Origin of the sequence: Pseudophaeobacter sp. TrK17, from assembly GCF_042192375.1 — a bacterium.
Classification (GTDB): domain Bacteria; phylum Pseudomonadota; class Alphaproteobacteria; order Rhodobacterales; family Rhodobacteraceae; genus Pseudophaeobacter.
In genome coordinates this window covers 40107-56715 of sequence record NZ_CP071702.1, presented here as the reverse complement: position 1 = coordinate 56715, position 16609 = coordinate 40107, and the positions used below count along the sequence as shown (strand labels likewise).

Below are 16609 nucleotides of genomic sequence, written 5' to 3'. Positions count from 1 at the left end.
GATGAGTGTCGTCACCTACTTCGTTGAAACCTCCCAGGCCTATCTCGACACCGCCGCTGAGACCCAGTTTGGTGCGGTTGCGGCAACGGTCGGCACGCTCCTGGTTTTGGGGACAACGTTGGTGGTGATCCTCGTCGGAATCAACATGATCTATCAATACCGGGCCATGGATGGGCACACAGCCTTCTGGCTCGCGGTCAAGATCGGGCTCATCGGGATATTCGCGACCAACTGGATGCAGTTCAACGCGTTCTCATCTGCCATTCTCTATGGGATCGACAGTATCGCGGGCGCGCTCGTGGCCTCCGTCGGCGGCGGCAGCCCGGGCCCTTCAGGCACCTTCGCGGAGGAATTCGACCGGCTGATCGCGGAGCTGGGCGACTATCTAAACGCTGCCGGGTCCGAGCTGAACTGGATGGCTGGCGCCATGCTTGACATCGTCGGTGTGCTTCTGCTCTCAATCCTCGGCGGACTGGCCGCCTTCATCCTCGTGGCCTCCCGACTGATGATCGCGCTTCTGATCGGGATCGCCCCGGTGATGATTTTCCTGACCCTCTTCGAGGTCACCAAGGATTATTTCGCGCGCTGGCTGTCCGCGCTGATCTCCTTTGCGCTATACCCCATCGTCGTCGCAGGCGTGTTCGCAACGATCACAGGCGTTTCCTCCGCGCTCATCGGTGAACTAGGCGATCCCGAAGGAGCCTCAAACATCGGCGCGCTCATCCCCTTCTTCATGATGGTGCTCATGGCCAAGGGCTTCATTATCGCCACGCCCTTCATCGTCCGCGCGATCTCCGGCAACATCATGATGCCCGCCCTCTCCGGTGGCCTCAGCGGCGGCTACAGCTTTGCCCGCGCCGCCATGGGAAGCCAGCAGGCCTACAATCGCTACCTCATCGGCGGGGCCAGTGGCGCAGAATACGCAGCCCTCAGGGCGCGGCAGTTCTTTGGCGTACAGCAAATGCCAGTGCGGCAAGGCATGGGACAGACGGGTTCCGGAGGCGGCACAGGATCCGCAGACTCGGGATCAAAAATGCTGGCGCAGCTGGCGAGACTGGGACGGCTTGGGCGACGGTGACGGTGACGGCCCTTGGACTAAGCCGCTCCGCGGCAATGGCGCTTGCGGCTGATGGATTTGAGCCCTCCGTAACAGCGCGCATTTTGCGATCTGACTGACTTGTCTGACGATTGGGGCCTTCTCAATCAACCGACAGGAGGTTCCCATGACAGAGGAGAGAGTAACCCCGCTGCGCCAGCGGATGATCGATGACATGCGCATCCGTGGGATGGGCGAGAAGGCGCAGAAGTCCCACATCCGGGCGATCAAGGACTTCGCGGCCTTTCTTGGGCGGCCACCCGACACGGCGACACCGGAAGATCTGCGCGCGTATCAGCTGCACATGACAGACAGCGGGGTGACCCCGTCGACGTTCAACGTGCGGATCGTGGCGCTGCGGTTCTTCTTCAGCATGACCTGCGGGCGGGAGGAGATGAAGCGCTACATGCAATTCCGCACCGAACCGCGCAAGCTGCCCGTGGTTTTCAGCGTCGAGGAGGTGTCCGACATCCTGATGGCAGCACCCGGACCGGGGCTGAAGTATCGGGCCGCGCTCAGCATCTCTTACGGCGCAGGACTTCGGGCGTCCGAGGTCTGCAACCTCAAGATCAGCGATATCGACAGCGACCGGATGCTGATCCATGTCGAGTTGGGCAAGGGTCAGAAGGACCGTAAGGTGATGCTGTCACCCGGCTTGCTGGAGTTGCTAAGGGCCTGGTGGCGCGAGGCACGTCCCGAAGGCTGGCTGTTTCCCGGCAAGCCGAAGATCAACCCGATTTCGCCGCGTCAGTTAAGCCGCGCTTTCACCTCAGCCAAGCATATGGCAGGGGTCAAGAAGCCGGCGACATTGCACACGTTGCGACACAGTTTTGCCACCCACCTTTTGGAGGCAAACACCGACGTGCGGGTTATTCAGGTGCTGCTCGGCCACGCCAAGCTGACGACCACTGCGCGATACACTCATGTGGCCACCAAGACGATCCGCGACACTGTCAGCCCCTACGAGATGCTGGCCAAATTGCAGGATCAGACGGTGAAGCGAAGTCTGGAGTGACCGGGCGCCGGGGTGCCCCGGACCGAACTGGAGATTGCTGATATCTTCCGCACCCATGGTCCTGCGTGGCGGCTGGCCAATGCGGGGCATGTCAGCCTCTCCCAGTTGAAGGTGATGTCGTCGATCGAGGCCTGCCGGACTGAGGCTCTTGGCGGGCATGTGGCTGGCTGTGCCACATGCGGCCACCATCACATCGCTTATAACTCCTGCAAGAACCGGCACTGCCCGAAGTGCCAGGGACCGGCCGCGCGCGACTGGATGGAGGCACGGGCCGAAGATCTGCTGCCCGTGGAATATTTCCACGTCGTCTTCACCCTGCCAGCTGAGATCGCGCAGATCGCCTATTGGAACAAGAAGGCGATCTATGGCTTGCTGTTCAAGGCGTCGGCCAAGACCGTCATGACCATCGCGGCCGACCGCAAGCGCATGGGCGTGCGAGTGGGCATGACCAGCGTGCTGCACACATGGGGATCGGCACTGACCCATCATCCGCATATCCATATGATCGTCCCCGGCGGCGGCCTGTCGCCGGACGGCACCAAATGGGTCGCCAGCAAGCCTGGGTTCTTCTTGCATGTGCGCGTGCTGTCGCGCCTGTTCCGCCGCCTCTTTCTGGACGGGCTCGTGGCGCTGCACCAAGCCGGAGACCTGGCTTTCTATGGGGACTTGGAGCGGCTGGCGCTGACGGACGCCTTCACCACCTGGCTCACCCCTTTCCGCAAATCCGAATGGGTGGTCTATTCCAAGCCGCCCTTTGGCGGCCCAGAGGCCGTGCTTGCCTACCTGAGCCGCTATACTCACCGCGTCGCCATCTCAAACCACCGCTTGGTCAGCGCTGATGCCGACACCGTCGCCTTCCGTTGGAAAGACTACCGCCTCAAAAATGGGGACCGCCAGAAGATCATGCGCTTAGCCACGCCTGAGTTCATCCGACGCTTTTTGATCCACGTCCTTCCTGACGGGTTCCACCGGATCCGCCACTACGGCCTGCTGGCCAGCAGCGCTCGCAAAGCTAATCTCACAAAAATCCGCAAACTGCTCTGCGTCCAACCACCAGATCAGGCAGATGTCCAAGACGCTGAGCCAGACGTCACCCCGCTCACGCTGCGTGAACCATGCCCATGCTGCGGGGGACCCATGCGCATCATCGAGATCTTTCGTCGCGGGCAGAAACCGATGTCACGCGCGCCACCACGGGAGCAGGCCGCATGACCGACCGCCTGTCACAGATCATCAACCCACGCTGGCTGCTCCGTGCAGAACCGGACCAAGCCACCTGCGCCGATCAGGTATCAGCAGGTTCCCAAACCACAAATCCACCCAGCCCGGCGGGCAGCGCTTGGCGACTGGGCTGGGAAGCCCGCATCTGCAGCCTCGTGCAAAAGGCCAAACGGCCCGCTGAAACAGCCGTCGTCTCGATCGTCAGCGAACTTTACCCATAGCATCACCAAGACCCTCGCGGCTTCGACCTTGGGAGGTTTTCCAACGCGGGTCGTCCGCCCGCCAAGACGCGAACCTCACGCCGCGACCCGCATCAGAAAACCTTCACCTGAGCGGACGTTCGGTCCAAACCCGTCCAATGGCTTCTTTATCTCATAACCTATCTAAGGCGTGAAAACCGGCAAGTCCGACGGGGCGCGCATGCGCCCCGCCCTTTGGCATAGCAGGAAAATGCCGTTATTGCCCCGAGAGGGCCGCGTAGACCGCGCTCTCGAAATCCATATACCCTGGAAAGGAGACCCCATCTGCGAACGGCAGGATCTGCGTTGCCCAGTAGCCGCCGATCCCATTCTTTCGATCTATCCAATAGTAGCTGTTCGCCAGCCCGGCCCAGCCGATGGCGCCGGCCGGGCGCCCGGTGGACGCGTCTTCGGTGTTGACCATGAAGGTGTAGGACCAGTCCTTGGGTATGCCCGGAAAGAACTCTGCATCATTCGAAAGCGAGGGAATGACGCCGGGCAGCATGGTGACTTTCTGCGGTGGGACAAGTGCGCCCTGCACGGCCCATTCGACGGTTTCGGGTTTCAGGACCCGCCCGTTCGGACCGGCACCGTCGTTCAACCACATGCGGATAAACTTCATGTATTCCGGCACAGTCGCGTAGAGCCCGTGGCCGCCCATGTGGACCTCAGGGTCATCAGGTAGTGCGAAGTCGTCCATCGGGGTCAGCCCGCCATCCTCGCCCCGCGCGTGGATGGTCGCGGTCCGCTCCTTCATGTCGGGCGTCCGGGTAAAGGCGATATCCTGCATGCCGAGCTGGTCGAAGATCCTCTCTTTCATAACCTCGCCCAGGCGTTTGCCGCGGATGCCTTCGACGACCTGTCCGACCCAGTCGATGTTCGTGCCGTATTCCCACTTCGTGCCCGGATCGAATAGCAGCGGGGTTTCGATGCAGGCGCGGCTGCCGGTGACGACAGAGGGCTGGCCCTGCTCTTCGGCGAGGCGCTTATAGGTCTCGTTAAAGAAATCATAGCCAAAACCGGCCGTGTGCAGCATCAGTTGGCGGGTCGTGACATCACTTTTGGGGGCGCGCAGTCTGGGGGTGCCGTCCGCGTCGAACCCGTCGATCACCTTCAACTCACCGATGGCCGGGGCGTAGTTTTTCGCAGGCGCATCGAGGTCCAACAAACCCTCCTCGACACATTGCAGGGCTGTGGTGCCAGCGATTGCCTTGGTGGTCGAGAAGATGGCGAAGACCGTGTCCTCCGTCATTGCGTCGCCGTCCAGCCGCCGCTCTCCGGCCGCGCCGGCGTAGATATCGCCATTGCGGTCCGTTGCCATCGCGACAACCCCGGGCACACGCGACGGACCGGTGCCCAGTCCGTTCAGAACGGCGTCACACCGGATTTTCAGATCGTTTGGGTTGATGTCCTTCATTGGTTCCTCCCTTGAAGATGTGAAGAGAAGAATGCGGAACACTGATCGGCCGCGCTGTTCGCAACCGGTATGTTCTGTCCGATTTCGGAAACGAAGTCAGTGCGGGCGGACGCGTCGTGCGACCCGACCACGCGTCTGCGACGGCGTTTCTCCGAACCTTTCTCGATACCGGCCGGCCAGAGCGCCGAAGTTCGAAAAGCCCCAGTCTGCGGCGATCACGGTGACGGTCACATTGGCTGGCAAAGTTTCAAGATCCCGGCGAAAGCCGTCAAGCCGCCGCGCCACGAGGAATGCCCGAGGCGAAATACCTCGAAACTTCTGAAATCCGCCGGACAGTGTCCTTGCAGAAACGCCGACACGCTTGGCCACATCGCCGATTGAAGGTGCTTCGCGCGCTTCGGCTTCCATGATCTCCTCGGCCGCGCGAACGTAACCGGGGGCTGCACAGCGGGCCCCGGTCTCAAGGCTCAACCCAGCGGCCGATGCCCACTGTCGCAGAAGTTCGACGCAAAGCATCTCTTCGATATGCCGCACCAAGACTGCGTCGGATGAGACTTCGCCCGCGCGCGTTAAGGCACGGGTGGCATAATCGAGAAGCGCGGGCCAGGCTGAGTTGGGGCCGCCGATCTTGACACGGCTCGTCCACAGGCGGTCATCCGGCACGAAACCGAACCACCTCTCGGCCGTATCAACCATCGCCTGATGCGGGATCGTGAGGTTCAGCTGCATATGGTCGGGATCACCCTCAAGCCAATATTCGGCTCGGGAGCAATCTACGACAAAGCTTTCCCCGGCAGCGGTTGCAATAGAGCCACCATCGGTTTGATGATCCAATGCCCCGCGCAGGGTGTTAAGAACAAGGATGTTTCCGGCATCAGGATCGAAACGGTCAAGGTGAATGCCGGTGCCGTAGGCAAACCGGGTCATGGTCACACAGCCCGCCTTCGCCGAAATCATGGTCGCATCCGGCAGGGACAAGCGATCCAAAGGCCGCACCCGATATCGCATATAGACCGACCGGCAGAAGTCCTCCACTTCGTCCCAATCAGCTGAATGGGTTTTCTGCCGGTGCCTGATCGGCGCCCCTAACGAATCCAGAACAAGTGCATGTTCCAGCAAAATCCCGCTCCTCCTCGTGGTTCCATTGTCAATGTAACACGATATTGGCGAGGTAGACATCCGGCATTGGTCGTAAAGAAATGAACGTGTTGGTGGGGACGCGCCGACACGGTCGCGATCTGGCGTAGGTTCTGATCGAGCGCGTTGTCCCCCCGGCGTGTGAGGCTCTACAATGCCGACATTGGTTCAAGCCGCAGCGAATGACCGCTCCCCGTCCTCCCCGACAAGCATGCGATGTCCGCCACCCTATCGAGCAACCAGCTTTTGACCACCGTTCTCTCGCAGCATCGCTTCCATTTCATCCAAGCCATCGACAGCAGAGCGCATTTGCGCCTCATCAACGACGCGCGCAGCTTCGGCATCCACGACCTGGCTGCCAAAATCCATCTCCATCTGACGCTGTTCCTTGGCGATGACGGCTTGAACGACGGGCGCCGTCTTCTTTGGAACAACATCAGATTGCCCTGAATGTTCAGCATCAGTAGGCTGGCCTGCTACGTCTACATCGGCCTCGGGTCCACTTGGCCCGTCCGGCGGCGGCGCCATCGGCATGGCGCGCACACTCAGCGGCAGCGTGCCCTGCAACCCACCTCCCCCAGGCTTCGGAAACGGCAACTCGCCCGTCTGTGTCGCGTGGATCGCCTTGAACAGCCGATCGTCGAAGTACTGAATCCGCTTCGCACGGACCGGCATCTGCGCATCGATGACCATGACAATTTCATCGAGGGGCAGACGGCGCGCTTCATCTTCTGGCAACAAAGAGCTTTCCTCGGTCCGCGTGGATTGGCTGCGGCCTTCAAAGGGGTTTTTGCCAATGGACTGCGAGCGCGTGATGACGGTCTTCGTGGTCTTGCCGACAGCCTTGCTGAGCTCTTCGACGGTCTTCTCATCCGAGGGCGTGAGATAAAGTTTCACGCCCGCGTTGCCCTGCAGCGCACGGCGGGTGTTTTCGCCATAGATTTCATCGAGGGCGGGGATCGTTTGCGTGACCACGGCCAGATGTCCACGATAGGTCCGCAAGGTCTCGATGCTCTCGACCACGATGGGCATCTTGCCGAGGCGATTGAACTCGTCGAGCATGATCATCACTGGCCAGGGCTCATCCGGCCCGGGATCCTTTTCCTGCATGGCGGAGAGCAGATCGGAGAAGAAGAGTCGGATCAGCGGCGCGAGGGGTTTGACCATTAGCGGCTGGACCACGAGATAGACCGAAAAGGGCTTCTTGCGGATCGTCCGGAAATCAAAGTCCGAGACTGCCGTCGCTTCATCGATGGCCGGGTTCTGCCATTGATCGAGACCCGAGGTCATCAGGAGCGAGACGTAAGAGGTCAGGGTGTCATTGTTGGTCGAAGCCAACCGCGTGAAGATCAGTTTTGCGGCCCGGTTATCCACCTCATGGCCCCGCGCGAAGTACTCCTTCTGCTTGTTCCCGCCCGAGGCGGCGATGCGATAGATTTCGCCCAAGGTGGGGCGCTTGCGCTGGAAGGCCAGCAGGCCTGCTGCCACAAAGAGATCGATCCCGCCCTTGAGGAGGCCCTGCACCCGGTCGTTGTCGCTTTGCAAAAAGAGCGTCGCCAAGAGCTGCAATTCCATCTGCTGGCGCGCGGGATCTTTCAGCTCAAAGATGCGCAGGAGCGGATTGTAGCGATGCGTGCGCTTGCCCTCCCAATCGGTGGGGGCAAAGCGATAGACCTTGTCGCCTTGGGCTGCGCGGTGCCGGGCCGTGGCCTCGAAACACTCGCCCTTCACATCGAGCGTCACGGCGGAGCCCTGCCAGGTCAGCAGGTTCGGAATGACAAAGCCCGTGGTCTTGCCGCGGCCCGTGGGGGCCACAATCAGCGCATGCGGAAAAACCTTCGAGCAAATGTAATTTGCGCGGGAGCCCGGCGGCCCAAGTTTGCCGAGGATGAACCCGGTGCCCGGCGCCCCGAAGAAGCCATTGGCCTTCATCTCGCGCGCAGTCTGCCAATGGGTCTGGCCAAAGCGTGTCAGGGCGGACCCCGAGAGGGCGAGGCTCAGCATGAGGCCGGCGGCGGCGAAGCTGCCGATGATCAGGTGGATGAGTTGGGCGTCCTCCGGGCGGCGATCGAGGATCGCCATGTAGTTCTGCGCGATGTAGGCAAAGTCGATCTCGGCACCGAAGCCGAGATCCTGGTAAGTCAGCACCGCCGAGGCGATCGTATAGCCCATGGCGGCGGTCACCAGCGTTACCAACAAGACACCGGTCGCGATCCGCGCCTTTCCCATGGGCGCGCTCAATGGACCTGTCCCCGCTCGGTCTCGCCATCCACATCGCCAGTGCGGTGTTTTTCATATTCGGTGTCGGCAAGATCATCGACCACCTGGCGCAAGGCCTCCGTGTTGGCCGTCGCGGCATCGGATTGCAGATAGACCTTGGCGACATAGAGCCGGTCGAGGCGGTCCTCGAGAACCTTTTCCAGCGCATCGGCATCGCCGGATGTGAGCCGCTCAAGTTGACGGTCATCCATCACCCGCGCGATCTCGCCCCGGAAGGCGTCCCGCTCCGCCTCGCTCTCGAAGGGCGCGGACAACTCCCCCGCCCGCTCATGGTCCAGGACACGCGCAATCTCGTCTGCAAGGCGGTCGGCACGGTCAGACCGCATCGGCGTTCCATCGCGGGTTGCGAGGATGTCGTCGCGCGTGCCAACCCCAAGCCCGTCGCGCATCTCGGTTTCGCGGCGGACCTGATTGATGGCCTCCGTGTCCCGGATCTCGACGACAGCCGCATAGGTCGCGCCGAGCCCGCGGGCGAGGTGGGACGGCATGTCCGGATAGCGCTCCCTGAATTCATCCGTGACAGCACCTGCAACGGGCGTGCGGACGTCGCGTCCCTCCATGATCCGGTCGACCTCGCGGGTGATCGCGCTGGCGCGGGCCGCATCGGTGATGGTTTCCCTGTAGGGTTCAGACCGGTCGATCACATCGCCAGGACGTGCGAGCAGGTCCGGGTGTGCCTCGAGATATGCACGCTGCTCCGTCTCGATCCGGCGCTCCGCCCGTGAGACAACCTCCCAGTCCCGGTCCTCCACCTGCTGCGCTGTCAGGCCCTCTGCGCGCATCTCCTGACGGATTGTCCCTTCCATCTCCCGCACCGCGCCCTCATGATAATGGAACCGCTCGCTGACCGGTTCCGCTTCCATGACGCCATCCCGGCGCAGCACGTTCTCGCGCTCCAACAGCGTGCCAAGTTCCACATGTACATCGTTGAGAATGTCGCGGGCCTGTTCCAGATCGGCGCGGCGTTCGAGGTTCAGATCGCGTGCCTCGGCCACCTTGGCAAGATCATCTGCGATCCATTGATGCTCCAGCGCGGCGCTCGAGGCCGCGGTCTCGATCCGGGCCACCACTTCCGATGTGCTGATCCCAGTGCCGTGTAGTGCCGCGTCAATGCGCGATCTCAGGTCGGGCTCGGCCAGTCGCTCGCGCTGATTGGCGTCAATATTGGCCTCGGAATAGATCCCGCCCTCCGAGGGGGCCTCTGACAGCGAGCCCGAGCGCAGCCCCAAGGGCTGCATGTGCTGGACCTGTGTCTGGATCTCGATGAGGCGTTTTTCCAGCACGGGACGTTCCGCGTCAGACTTCTCGGCGATCATGCCCTGCACCCGCGCGAGCTTCTCGGCATAGAGGCTTCTGAGATCCTCGAAGCTTTGATCCTCAGCCATATACACATCTCCTGTTCGGTCCATCTGTCCGCCATGCGCCAGCACCTCGCCCGCGCGGAAGAGTGCCGCGGCGATGTCTTCCCGGGCCTCCCGGGAGGCCTCTGCGGCAAGCGAATGGTAGACGGTTCTGGTGTTAGCGATCTCCGCCAGCGTCCGGGTCAGGTCCTGCCCCACGCGTTCGCGCTCGCGGGGCGCGCGGCCCTCGTCTTTCGCGGCGTAAACCTCGCTGGTGCGGGCTGGGTAATGCACGACGCCGCGATCCACCCGCCGCGTGGCCTCCAGCCGTACACCATACTTCTCCGCCTCCTCGACCATGGCGAGGCGGAAGTCGTCATAGTTGAAGCGGTGGTTGCGCCCCAGAAAGAAGAACTCGCCTTCCTGCGAGCGGCGGTTCAGCACCAGATGCGCATGCGGGTGATCGCGGTCCTCATGCACCGCGATGATGTAGTCGAAATGCCCCTTATCGGTCTGGAAGAACCGCTCGGCCACATCCGTCGCGATGTCGCGCACATCCTCCCCGCGCGTGCCGATGGGGAAGGACATGAGCATGTGGGTGGTCTGCCCAAGCTTGGGCTTGAAACCCGCATCCCACCGCTTGGCAAAGCGCTCGGTCAGATCCTTGATGTCACCCGCCTCGAGCTTCGTCTTGCCATCCAAGAACCCGCTACTGTCCACGATATGGGTGGACTTGGTGGTGAGGTAATCGAGCTGGTTTGCGAGCTGCGATTTGGTATGCGTTCCCCCGCCCCGGATCGCCTTGAAGACTGCTGGCCGATGCCCTGCTGCCGCGCGCACAAGCTGGGTCTGCTTGGCCACGTGCAGCCCCTGCATTGAGCCCCGGACGCGGCTCCAGCCATCCCGAAAGACCTCGCCCGTGACGGCATGGACGGCATCATTCAGCCGCATGGGCAAACTCCCTCAGCGCGGCCGTGGCCTGCAGCTGCATCGCGTCCCGACGGCGGCGCAGGAGCAGGTCGATCTCGTCAGCGGAATCCAGGATGAACCGCGCCAGCCCGCGCATCTGTGCGAGGCGCAATTCGGTGAACTCCGAGCCGGCCCCCTGCCCCTGCCGGTTGGCCTGCGCCATCTGCTTGGCGATCTGCGCGACCCCATTACCGACCTCGTGCAGAGAGGCGCGGTAGCGCGCCATCTCTGCTGCCATCTGCGCGTCCGGAACGAACACCCCGCCTGCCGCCTGAATGAGCCGCCTGAGCCCCTCGGCACGGCTCTCGATTCCGGCTGTCGCAAGGACCGCGTCGAGCGCCGCAAGCTCCGCGGCCGTGACCTTCACACTGACCGCTGAGACCGGAATTGCGGCATCCGTCTGGCGCTCGGCATCGGCTTTGAGCGTGTACTGGATCGCCCGCACCGACACGCCAAACCGTTCCGCCAGCACTGAAGTGGAAACGCCTTCCGCAGCTTCGCGAACGATCTCCATGCGGTCCGCATCTGTGAGACGTTTTGAGCGCGACATGCGAAGAAAGACCCCCTATTTCCTGCCACCTTCCACCAAGGCTGCCCCCACCTTACGATAATATATCCACCTGTCAATTATATACTTACGTAGCATTCAGGATCAGGCAGCCTTGGTGTCCGCTTCACGCCGCGGCCCGCAGGGACGCGGCTCTGCCGCCCTCATCACCACCGGGCGACCCACCTGTCCAATGGGTCCCCTTCCCCAGCACCGCCCGATGGTCTGGCCGAACACGCACGTGTTCGGACGGAACCGCGGGCGGGCGCAAACCCCACCGACAGGGCGGACAGGCAGGGTCAAGGAGGGCCAGATTTGGGTCCCCAAATCTCTGCCGCAAAAACCGGGAGGCCCTGGCCGATAGGTTTTTGTGGATGGCCCCCTTGAGGCTGACGGGCCGGTCTGTCGCGGCCTGGTCATTCCGGGCGGAGTGCGTCCGTTGAACGCGCAGGGACCGGCATCCCTGGAACAGGGATCGGGCCGCCCCAAGATCGTCCTGGGGCGGCCCATCCTCGTCAGAGGATTTAGTCCTGGGGATCTTTCGCGCTCGGTGGGAACATCACCAGCTCCGAGACCGCGACCGGGAAGTCGAGCTTGAGGCTGAAGAACTCCGAGCCGTCCCCGTTGCGGGTGTTGCGGAACATCGCACCCACTCGCTGAAAACGGGTGCGCTCCTGGCCATCGGTATCGGTGAACTTGACGGGGACGGTGGCGACGTAGTGGTTGGTCATTTGGGTTACTCCTTGTTGCGATGGGGATCACCCGGCACGGGGGCAAAAGGCTCGGTCGCAAGCGCAAATGCGGAGGGTCCGCGGCCAGCCGTGGAAGCCGTATTTGTGCTTGCCGAAGCGTGAGCTGAGGGCACGGACGGGCCGACCCCGTGCGATCCACATCTATGAGCAAAAAGGAGAGACCCAAATGGGGTCGTGTATGGATGCCCCCGGTTTTGCAAGGATTTCCTGAGCTGATTTCCAGCGATTTGATTGCGGTCGTGTATTCGGCCTCGTGTTGCGGCTTTTACGCGCCGCGGGCCATGATGGTCAGTTCGCTGATTGGGTCCAATTCGATTCCGCGGGCTGTAAGCGCCCTACCCCTATCTGGCTTTCCAATCAGGATCTGTTCAATCGACGTCCATCACTTCAGAGCATTCCTTGCCATCTGCCCACTTAATGCAAGCGGGACAGAAGCTTATGCGGCCACCTCCTGATTTGACTGGTAGCCTTGTTCTCTGGTGATCATCGCCCAAATCTGGCGGGCCATTCTATTGGCGAGTGCCACAGCGGCCACCATCTTTGGTTTGCGGTCCAGCTTGTCTTGTAGCCAAGGATGGCAGCGTTTGCCGCGCCGCGCGGCGGCGGCAATGCAGCTCATCGCGCCGATAATCAGCGCGCGGCGAATGTCCTTTTGACCCATTTTACTGGTCTGTCCAAGTCGGGTTTTGCCTCCCGTCGAATGCTGTTTGGGGACCAAACCAAGCCAAGCCGCGAAGTCCCGCCCTTTTTCAAAGCACTTCATGTCTGGCGCAAACGCTTCGATCACCATCGCGGCAATCGGCCCAATGCCGGGCATGGTTTGCAACCGTCGTGCCTTTGGACTGTCGGCGCAATGGCTCTTGATCCGCCCGGTGAGCGTATCGACCTCTTCCGAGAGCTGGTCGATGCGGTTGAAATGCAACTTGGCCATCGTCACGACCAGTTCCGGAAGATCAGGATGGACATCGACCAGCTCCCGGAGCCGCTCAACATTCTTCAACCCAACAGGTGCAATCAGCCCGAATTCCGCAAGATGGCCGCGCAAGGCGTTCACGGTTGCAGTGCGTTGCTCCAACAGCTGGTCCCGTGTGCGCATCATCATGGTCAGTGCCTGGGTTTCAGCGGATTTTGGCACGACAAAGGACATGTTGGGCCGCAGCGCAGCTTCGGTGATGGCCTCCGCATCTGCCGCATCATTCTTGTGGCGCTTTACGAATGGCTTGACATAGATCGGTGGAATGAGCCTCACTTCATGACCCAACGACATCAGTTCGCGTGCCCAATAATGGGCTGTCGCGCAGGCTTCCATGGCGAAAAGGCTGCGTGGATGTTCGGCGCAAAACTTGGCAAATTGTGGTCGGCTCAATTTCTTCCGAAACACAACCTGTCCATCCCGGCGCGCGCCGTGCAGCTGGAAAACGTTCTTTGCCAGATCAACGCCAATGATGATATCTTCTTCCATGGGTGCTCCCTTTCTCTTTGGTGGTGGTTGAATAACCACCATGGCACATCGCGATGCCGTTCGAGGAGGGGGCATCCACCGCATCAATTCCGGCTGGGGGCAGGATCGTATCATAAGCTGATCCTGATCTACCTTTCCCACCTGTATTCACCGGTGAGCAAGATATGCGCCCATCCGAGGGGTGAGATGTGCGCCAGAAGCTCCGGCGAGCAGTCGAGTCCTTCGCGTTTTCGGGCTTTGATCGCGTGGCCGAGGTGTTTCGTATTCCAGTAGATGATGATCGCAGCCAGCAGGTTGAGGCCGGCCATTCGGTAGTGCTGTCCTTCGGCGGTGCGGTCGCGGATTTCACCTTGGCGTCCAATGCGCAGGGCATTTTTCAACGCGTGATGCGCCTCGCCTTTGTTCAAGCCGATTTGGGCGCGGCGCTGCATGTCAACGTCGAGCAACCAGTTCATTATAAAAAGGGTGCGCTCGATGCGCCCGATTTCCCGAAGCGCCAGGGCAAGCTCATGCTGACGCGGATATGAGGCGAACTTCCGCAGAAGTTGGCTGGGTGGCATGGCCCCTGCCGCCATCGTGGCGACGGCCCGCAGGATGTCTGGCCAGTTGTCGACGATCAATTTCGCCCGAACCTTTCCGCCGATCAGACCGCGCAGTTCCTTCGGCGCGGCGGCAGGGTCGAAGAGGTAGAGCCGTTTCGATGGTAGATCACGGATGCGCGGGATAAAGTGATAGGACAGCAACGCCGTGACGGCGAAGACGTGATCCGTGAAGCCGCCGGTGTCGGCGTACTGCTCTTTGATTTTGCGCCCGACCTCGTTCATCAACAGCCCATCCAGGATGTAGGGCGCTTCGTTGACAGTGGCCGGGATGTTCTGGGTGGCGAACGGGCCGAACTGGTCGGAAACGTGGGTATAGGCTTTCAGGCCGGGCTCGGAGCCATACTTCGCGTTGATGAGGTTCATGGCCTCGCCCTGCCGGGCGGCAGGGAAGAACTGCCCGTCACTGGACGCGGTGACGCCACCACCCCAGAACTGGGCCATGGGCAGACGGGACTGAGCTTCGATCACCATGGCAAGCGCCCGGTTGATGGCATCGCTTTCGACATGCCACCGCGACAGGCGGGAAAGCTGGAAGTAATCGTGAGAACTGGTCGCCTCGGCCATCTTGCTGAGCCCAAGGTTCAACCCCTCGGCCAGCAGTACATTCAAGAGCCCAATGCGATCTCTACAGGGAACGCCGGTGCGTATATGAGTGAATGCTTCAGTGCAGCCGATATCGTCATCGACTTCTTGCAGCAGATCGGTGATGCGGACTGCGGGCAGGCGGCCATAGAGATCGAGCACCATGTCATCGACATCGCCGGGCACGGTGCCGGTGAGGCGATCCAACTTGAGAACGCCATTTTCAATAGATCCACCTGAGATTGCGCCAGTTCGGGCGGCTCTAGCCAAGCGTTTCATGCCTTCCGCCAATCGCGTTTTACGATCTTCAAGCCAGACCTCCGGCTCAAAGGGCATGGCCAGTCGCGGCGACGCCTTCGCCGCCTCCATCGGCACAAGTGCCTGTTTCAGGTCAGCGTAGCGCCGGGAATGCGGGAGCCAGATATCGCCGGAACGGAAAGCTTCTCGGATCTGGAACAGCACGGCGACCTCCCAAAACCGATTGTCATCGGGGCCGGGGGCATTGAGGTGGCGATGCCATTTTGACGTGCGGCGCAGGAACGAGGACTGGCGGGGCGCATCGGTCTGATCTTCGGCGAGGATTTTGGCGGCTTTCACCAAAGGCGCAGCCACAGGGGCGTTCCGGATATCGAGCACACGCAGCATGCGTGGCGCATAGCGCCGGAACCGGTGATATCCGTGAACGACATGCGCCAGAGCGTCGGCGGCCATCGTGTCGGTCAGCTCGGCAGCGGTTGCCACCATATTTTCGAGACGTGTCCAACCGCATGCCGCTTCCGTGGCCGCGTCGAGGGATGTGTCATCTCCCTTGGCTTCCAGCAGGGCGGCGCCCAAGTCTTTGAATGACCGCAACGTCTCCTGCAGCGAAGATCTGGCATCGGCGATCCGCGCATCGCACAGTTTCTTCGCGTCCCGCCAGGTTTTGCCAACAATCCGGTCATGGGTCTCGATCACCGCATCAGCGATGGTCGCGGTCCATTCGATGGTGCAAACTGCCAAGATCGCCAGACGCCGGTCGCTGGTGATGTCGCGTAGCCCGTCGGCAAAGTATCTCTCACCCTGACGGCGCAGGCGCGTGACCCGATGGGGCGGAACATCCTCCAGGATTCCGGGCGGCACTGCCAATGCCTGCAGGAATTCCAATCTGTCCAGGAGCCGGGATGCCCCCGCCGAGTTGTTGCCCACCTCGAACTGGCGCAACCAGACGAACCGGCTGACCTTGCCATCGACCATCTCGGTCAGCATCGCGTCCAGCCGTTCCTTCATTTGGTCATCAGCCCTGGCGGCGATCCGGCTTTCTATTCTGCGCTCCGCCGCTACGAGGGCGTCGGCGCACAGCCGCTCGATGACCGAGACACCGGGCAGGATGGTCTGTGTCCGACGGCATTCCTCAACAAACCGGCGCGCCAGGTCTTCGTTGGAACGGGCCGTTTCGGCCTCGCGCTCAAGCCACGCCTTCAAGTCACGCGCACCACGGCCCGAGAACATCTTGAAGCCGTAAATCCGGCGAAGGGCGACCAGGTGCCTGCGTCGTGTCACATCGGTCTCGGCGTAACAGGCAAGGTCTTCGGAGCGTTCGCCAAGCTGTGCAGCGAGGAAACGGCTCACTTCCAGGGGGATGATCTCCCCCGGCATCAGAAGACGACCGGGATACCGGAACGCGCACAGCTGCAGTGCGAAGCCAAGCCGATTACGCGCCTGCCGCCTGGTGCGGATGTGTTCGATATCATCATCGGCCAGGGTGTAGTGGTGCAGGAGGGTGGCTTCATCAGTGGGCAAATCAAACAGCGCCGCGTGTTGACGGGCGGTCAGAATAGAGCGTCTTGGCATGTGGGATTGTCCTTGTTAGTCATTAGTCTGTTCAGGACAAAATCCGCACCAGCAAAATCAAAGGCTTGCAAGGCCAAATTCCGAGGGGGTTCAACTGGGACACATCCTCAAGCAGCAGAG

General features: G+C 61.6%; 12 protein-coding genes. 4 read left to right on the top strand and 8 right to left on the bottom strand.

Annotated elements, in window-relative coordinates:
- The first annotated feature begins 1 nt into the window (after position 1).
- The 4 genes from JZI28_RS21870 to JZI28_RS21855 all read left to right on the top strand — a co-directional run bounded on the left by JZI28_RS21870 (position 2) and on the right by JZI28_RS21855 (position 3553).
- Positions 2 to 1078 (top strand): type IV secretion system protein, encoded by a 1077-nt coding sequence (locus JZI28_RS21870; RefSeq protein WP_009808070.1) that lies wholly within the window; start codon positions 2 to 4, stop codon positions 1076 to 1078.
- Positions 1079 to 1223: 145 nt separating this feature from the next.
- On the top strand, positions 1224 to 2111 hold the full coding sequence (locus tag JZI28_RS21865) for a site-specific integrase (RefSeq protein ID WP_039965707.1): 888 nt from the start codon (positions 1224 to 1226) through the stop codon (positions 2109 to 2111).
- 12 nt (positions 2112 to 2123) lie between these two features.
- Positions 2124 to 3323: an IS91 family transposase gene (locus JZI28_RS21860; RefSeq protein ID WP_375700296.1), complete on the top strand. Its 1200-nt coding sequence runs from the start codon at positions 2124 to 2126 to the stop codon at positions 3321 to 3323.
- On the top strand, positions 3320 to 3553 hold the full coding sequence (locus tag JZI28_RS21855; protein ID WP_009807933.1) for a hypothetical protein: 234 nt from the start codon (positions 3320 to 3322) through the stop codon (positions 3551 to 3553). The genes JZI28_RS21860 and JZI28_RS21855 overlap by 4 nt, the downstream gene beginning before the upstream one ends.
- A 235-nt stretch (positions 3554 to 3788) precedes the next feature.
- Here JZI28_RS21855 and JZI28_RS21850 read toward each other — a convergent pair whose 3' ends face one another.
- The 8 genes from JZI28_RS21850 to JZI28_RS21815 all read right to left on the bottom strand — a co-directional run bounded on the left by JZI28_RS21850 (position 3789) and on the right by JZI28_RS21815 (position 16489).
- Positions 3789 to 4988: a serine hydrolase gene (locus JZI28_RS21850; protein WP_009807932.1), complete on the bottom strand. Its 1200-nt coding sequence runs from the start codon at positions 4986 to 4988 to the stop codon at positions 3789 to 3791.
- Positions 4989 to 5084: 96 nt separating this feature from the next.
- Positions 5085 to 6107: an AraC family transcriptional regulator gene (locus JZI28_RS21845; RefSeq protein ID WP_009807931.1), complete on the bottom strand. Its 1023-nt coding sequence runs from the start codon at positions 6105 to 6107 to the stop codon at positions 5085 to 5087.
- A 246-nt stretch (positions 6108 to 6353) separates the two neighbouring features.
- Positions 6354 to 8354: a type IV secretory system conjugative DNA transfer family protein gene (locus JZI28_RS21840; RefSeq protein ID WP_009807937.1), complete on the bottom strand. Its 2001-nt coding sequence runs from the start codon at positions 8352 to 8354 to the stop codon at positions 6354 to 6356.
- An 8-nt stretch (positions 8355 to 8362) separates the two neighbouring features.
- Complete coding sequence (locus JZI28_RS21835; protein ID WP_009807938.1) at positions 8363 to 10696, bottom strand: relaxase/mobilization nuclease domain-containing protein; 2334 nt, start codon at positions 10694 to 10696, stop codon at positions 8363 to 8365.
- Entirely contained in the window at positions 10683 to 11264 is a 582-nt protein-coding gene (locus JZI28_RS21830; protein WP_009807939.1) for a helix-turn-helix domain-containing protein, read from the bottom strand. The genes JZI28_RS21835 and JZI28_RS21830 overlap by 14 nt, the downstream gene beginning before the upstream one ends.
- Positions 11265 to 11785: 521 nt before the next feature.
- Positions 11786 to 11992 carry a hypothetical protein gene (locus JZI28_RS21825; RefSeq protein ID WP_007120662.1) on the bottom strand — a complete coding sequence of 69 codons (207 nt, stop codon included), beginning with the start codon at positions 11990 to 11992 and terminating at the stop codon, positions 11786 to 11788.
- A 457-nt stretch (positions 11993 to 12449) separates the two neighbouring features.
- The gene (locus JZI28_RS21820) at positions 12450 to 13475 is read right to left on the bottom strand and encodes an IS110 family transposase (protein ID WP_375699407.1); all 1026 of its coding nucleotides are present in this window, start codon (positions 13473 to 13475) and stop codon (positions 12450 to 12452) included.
- Positions 13476 to 13603: 128 nt separating this feature from the next.
- Positions 13604 to 16489 carry a Tn3 family transposase gene (locus JZI28_RS21815; RefSeq protein ID WP_375700295.1) on the bottom strand — a complete coding sequence of 962 codons (2886 nt, stop codon included), beginning with the start codon at positions 16487 to 16489 and terminating at the stop codon, positions 13604 to 13606.
- Positions 16490 to 16609 lie beyond the last annotated feature (120 nt).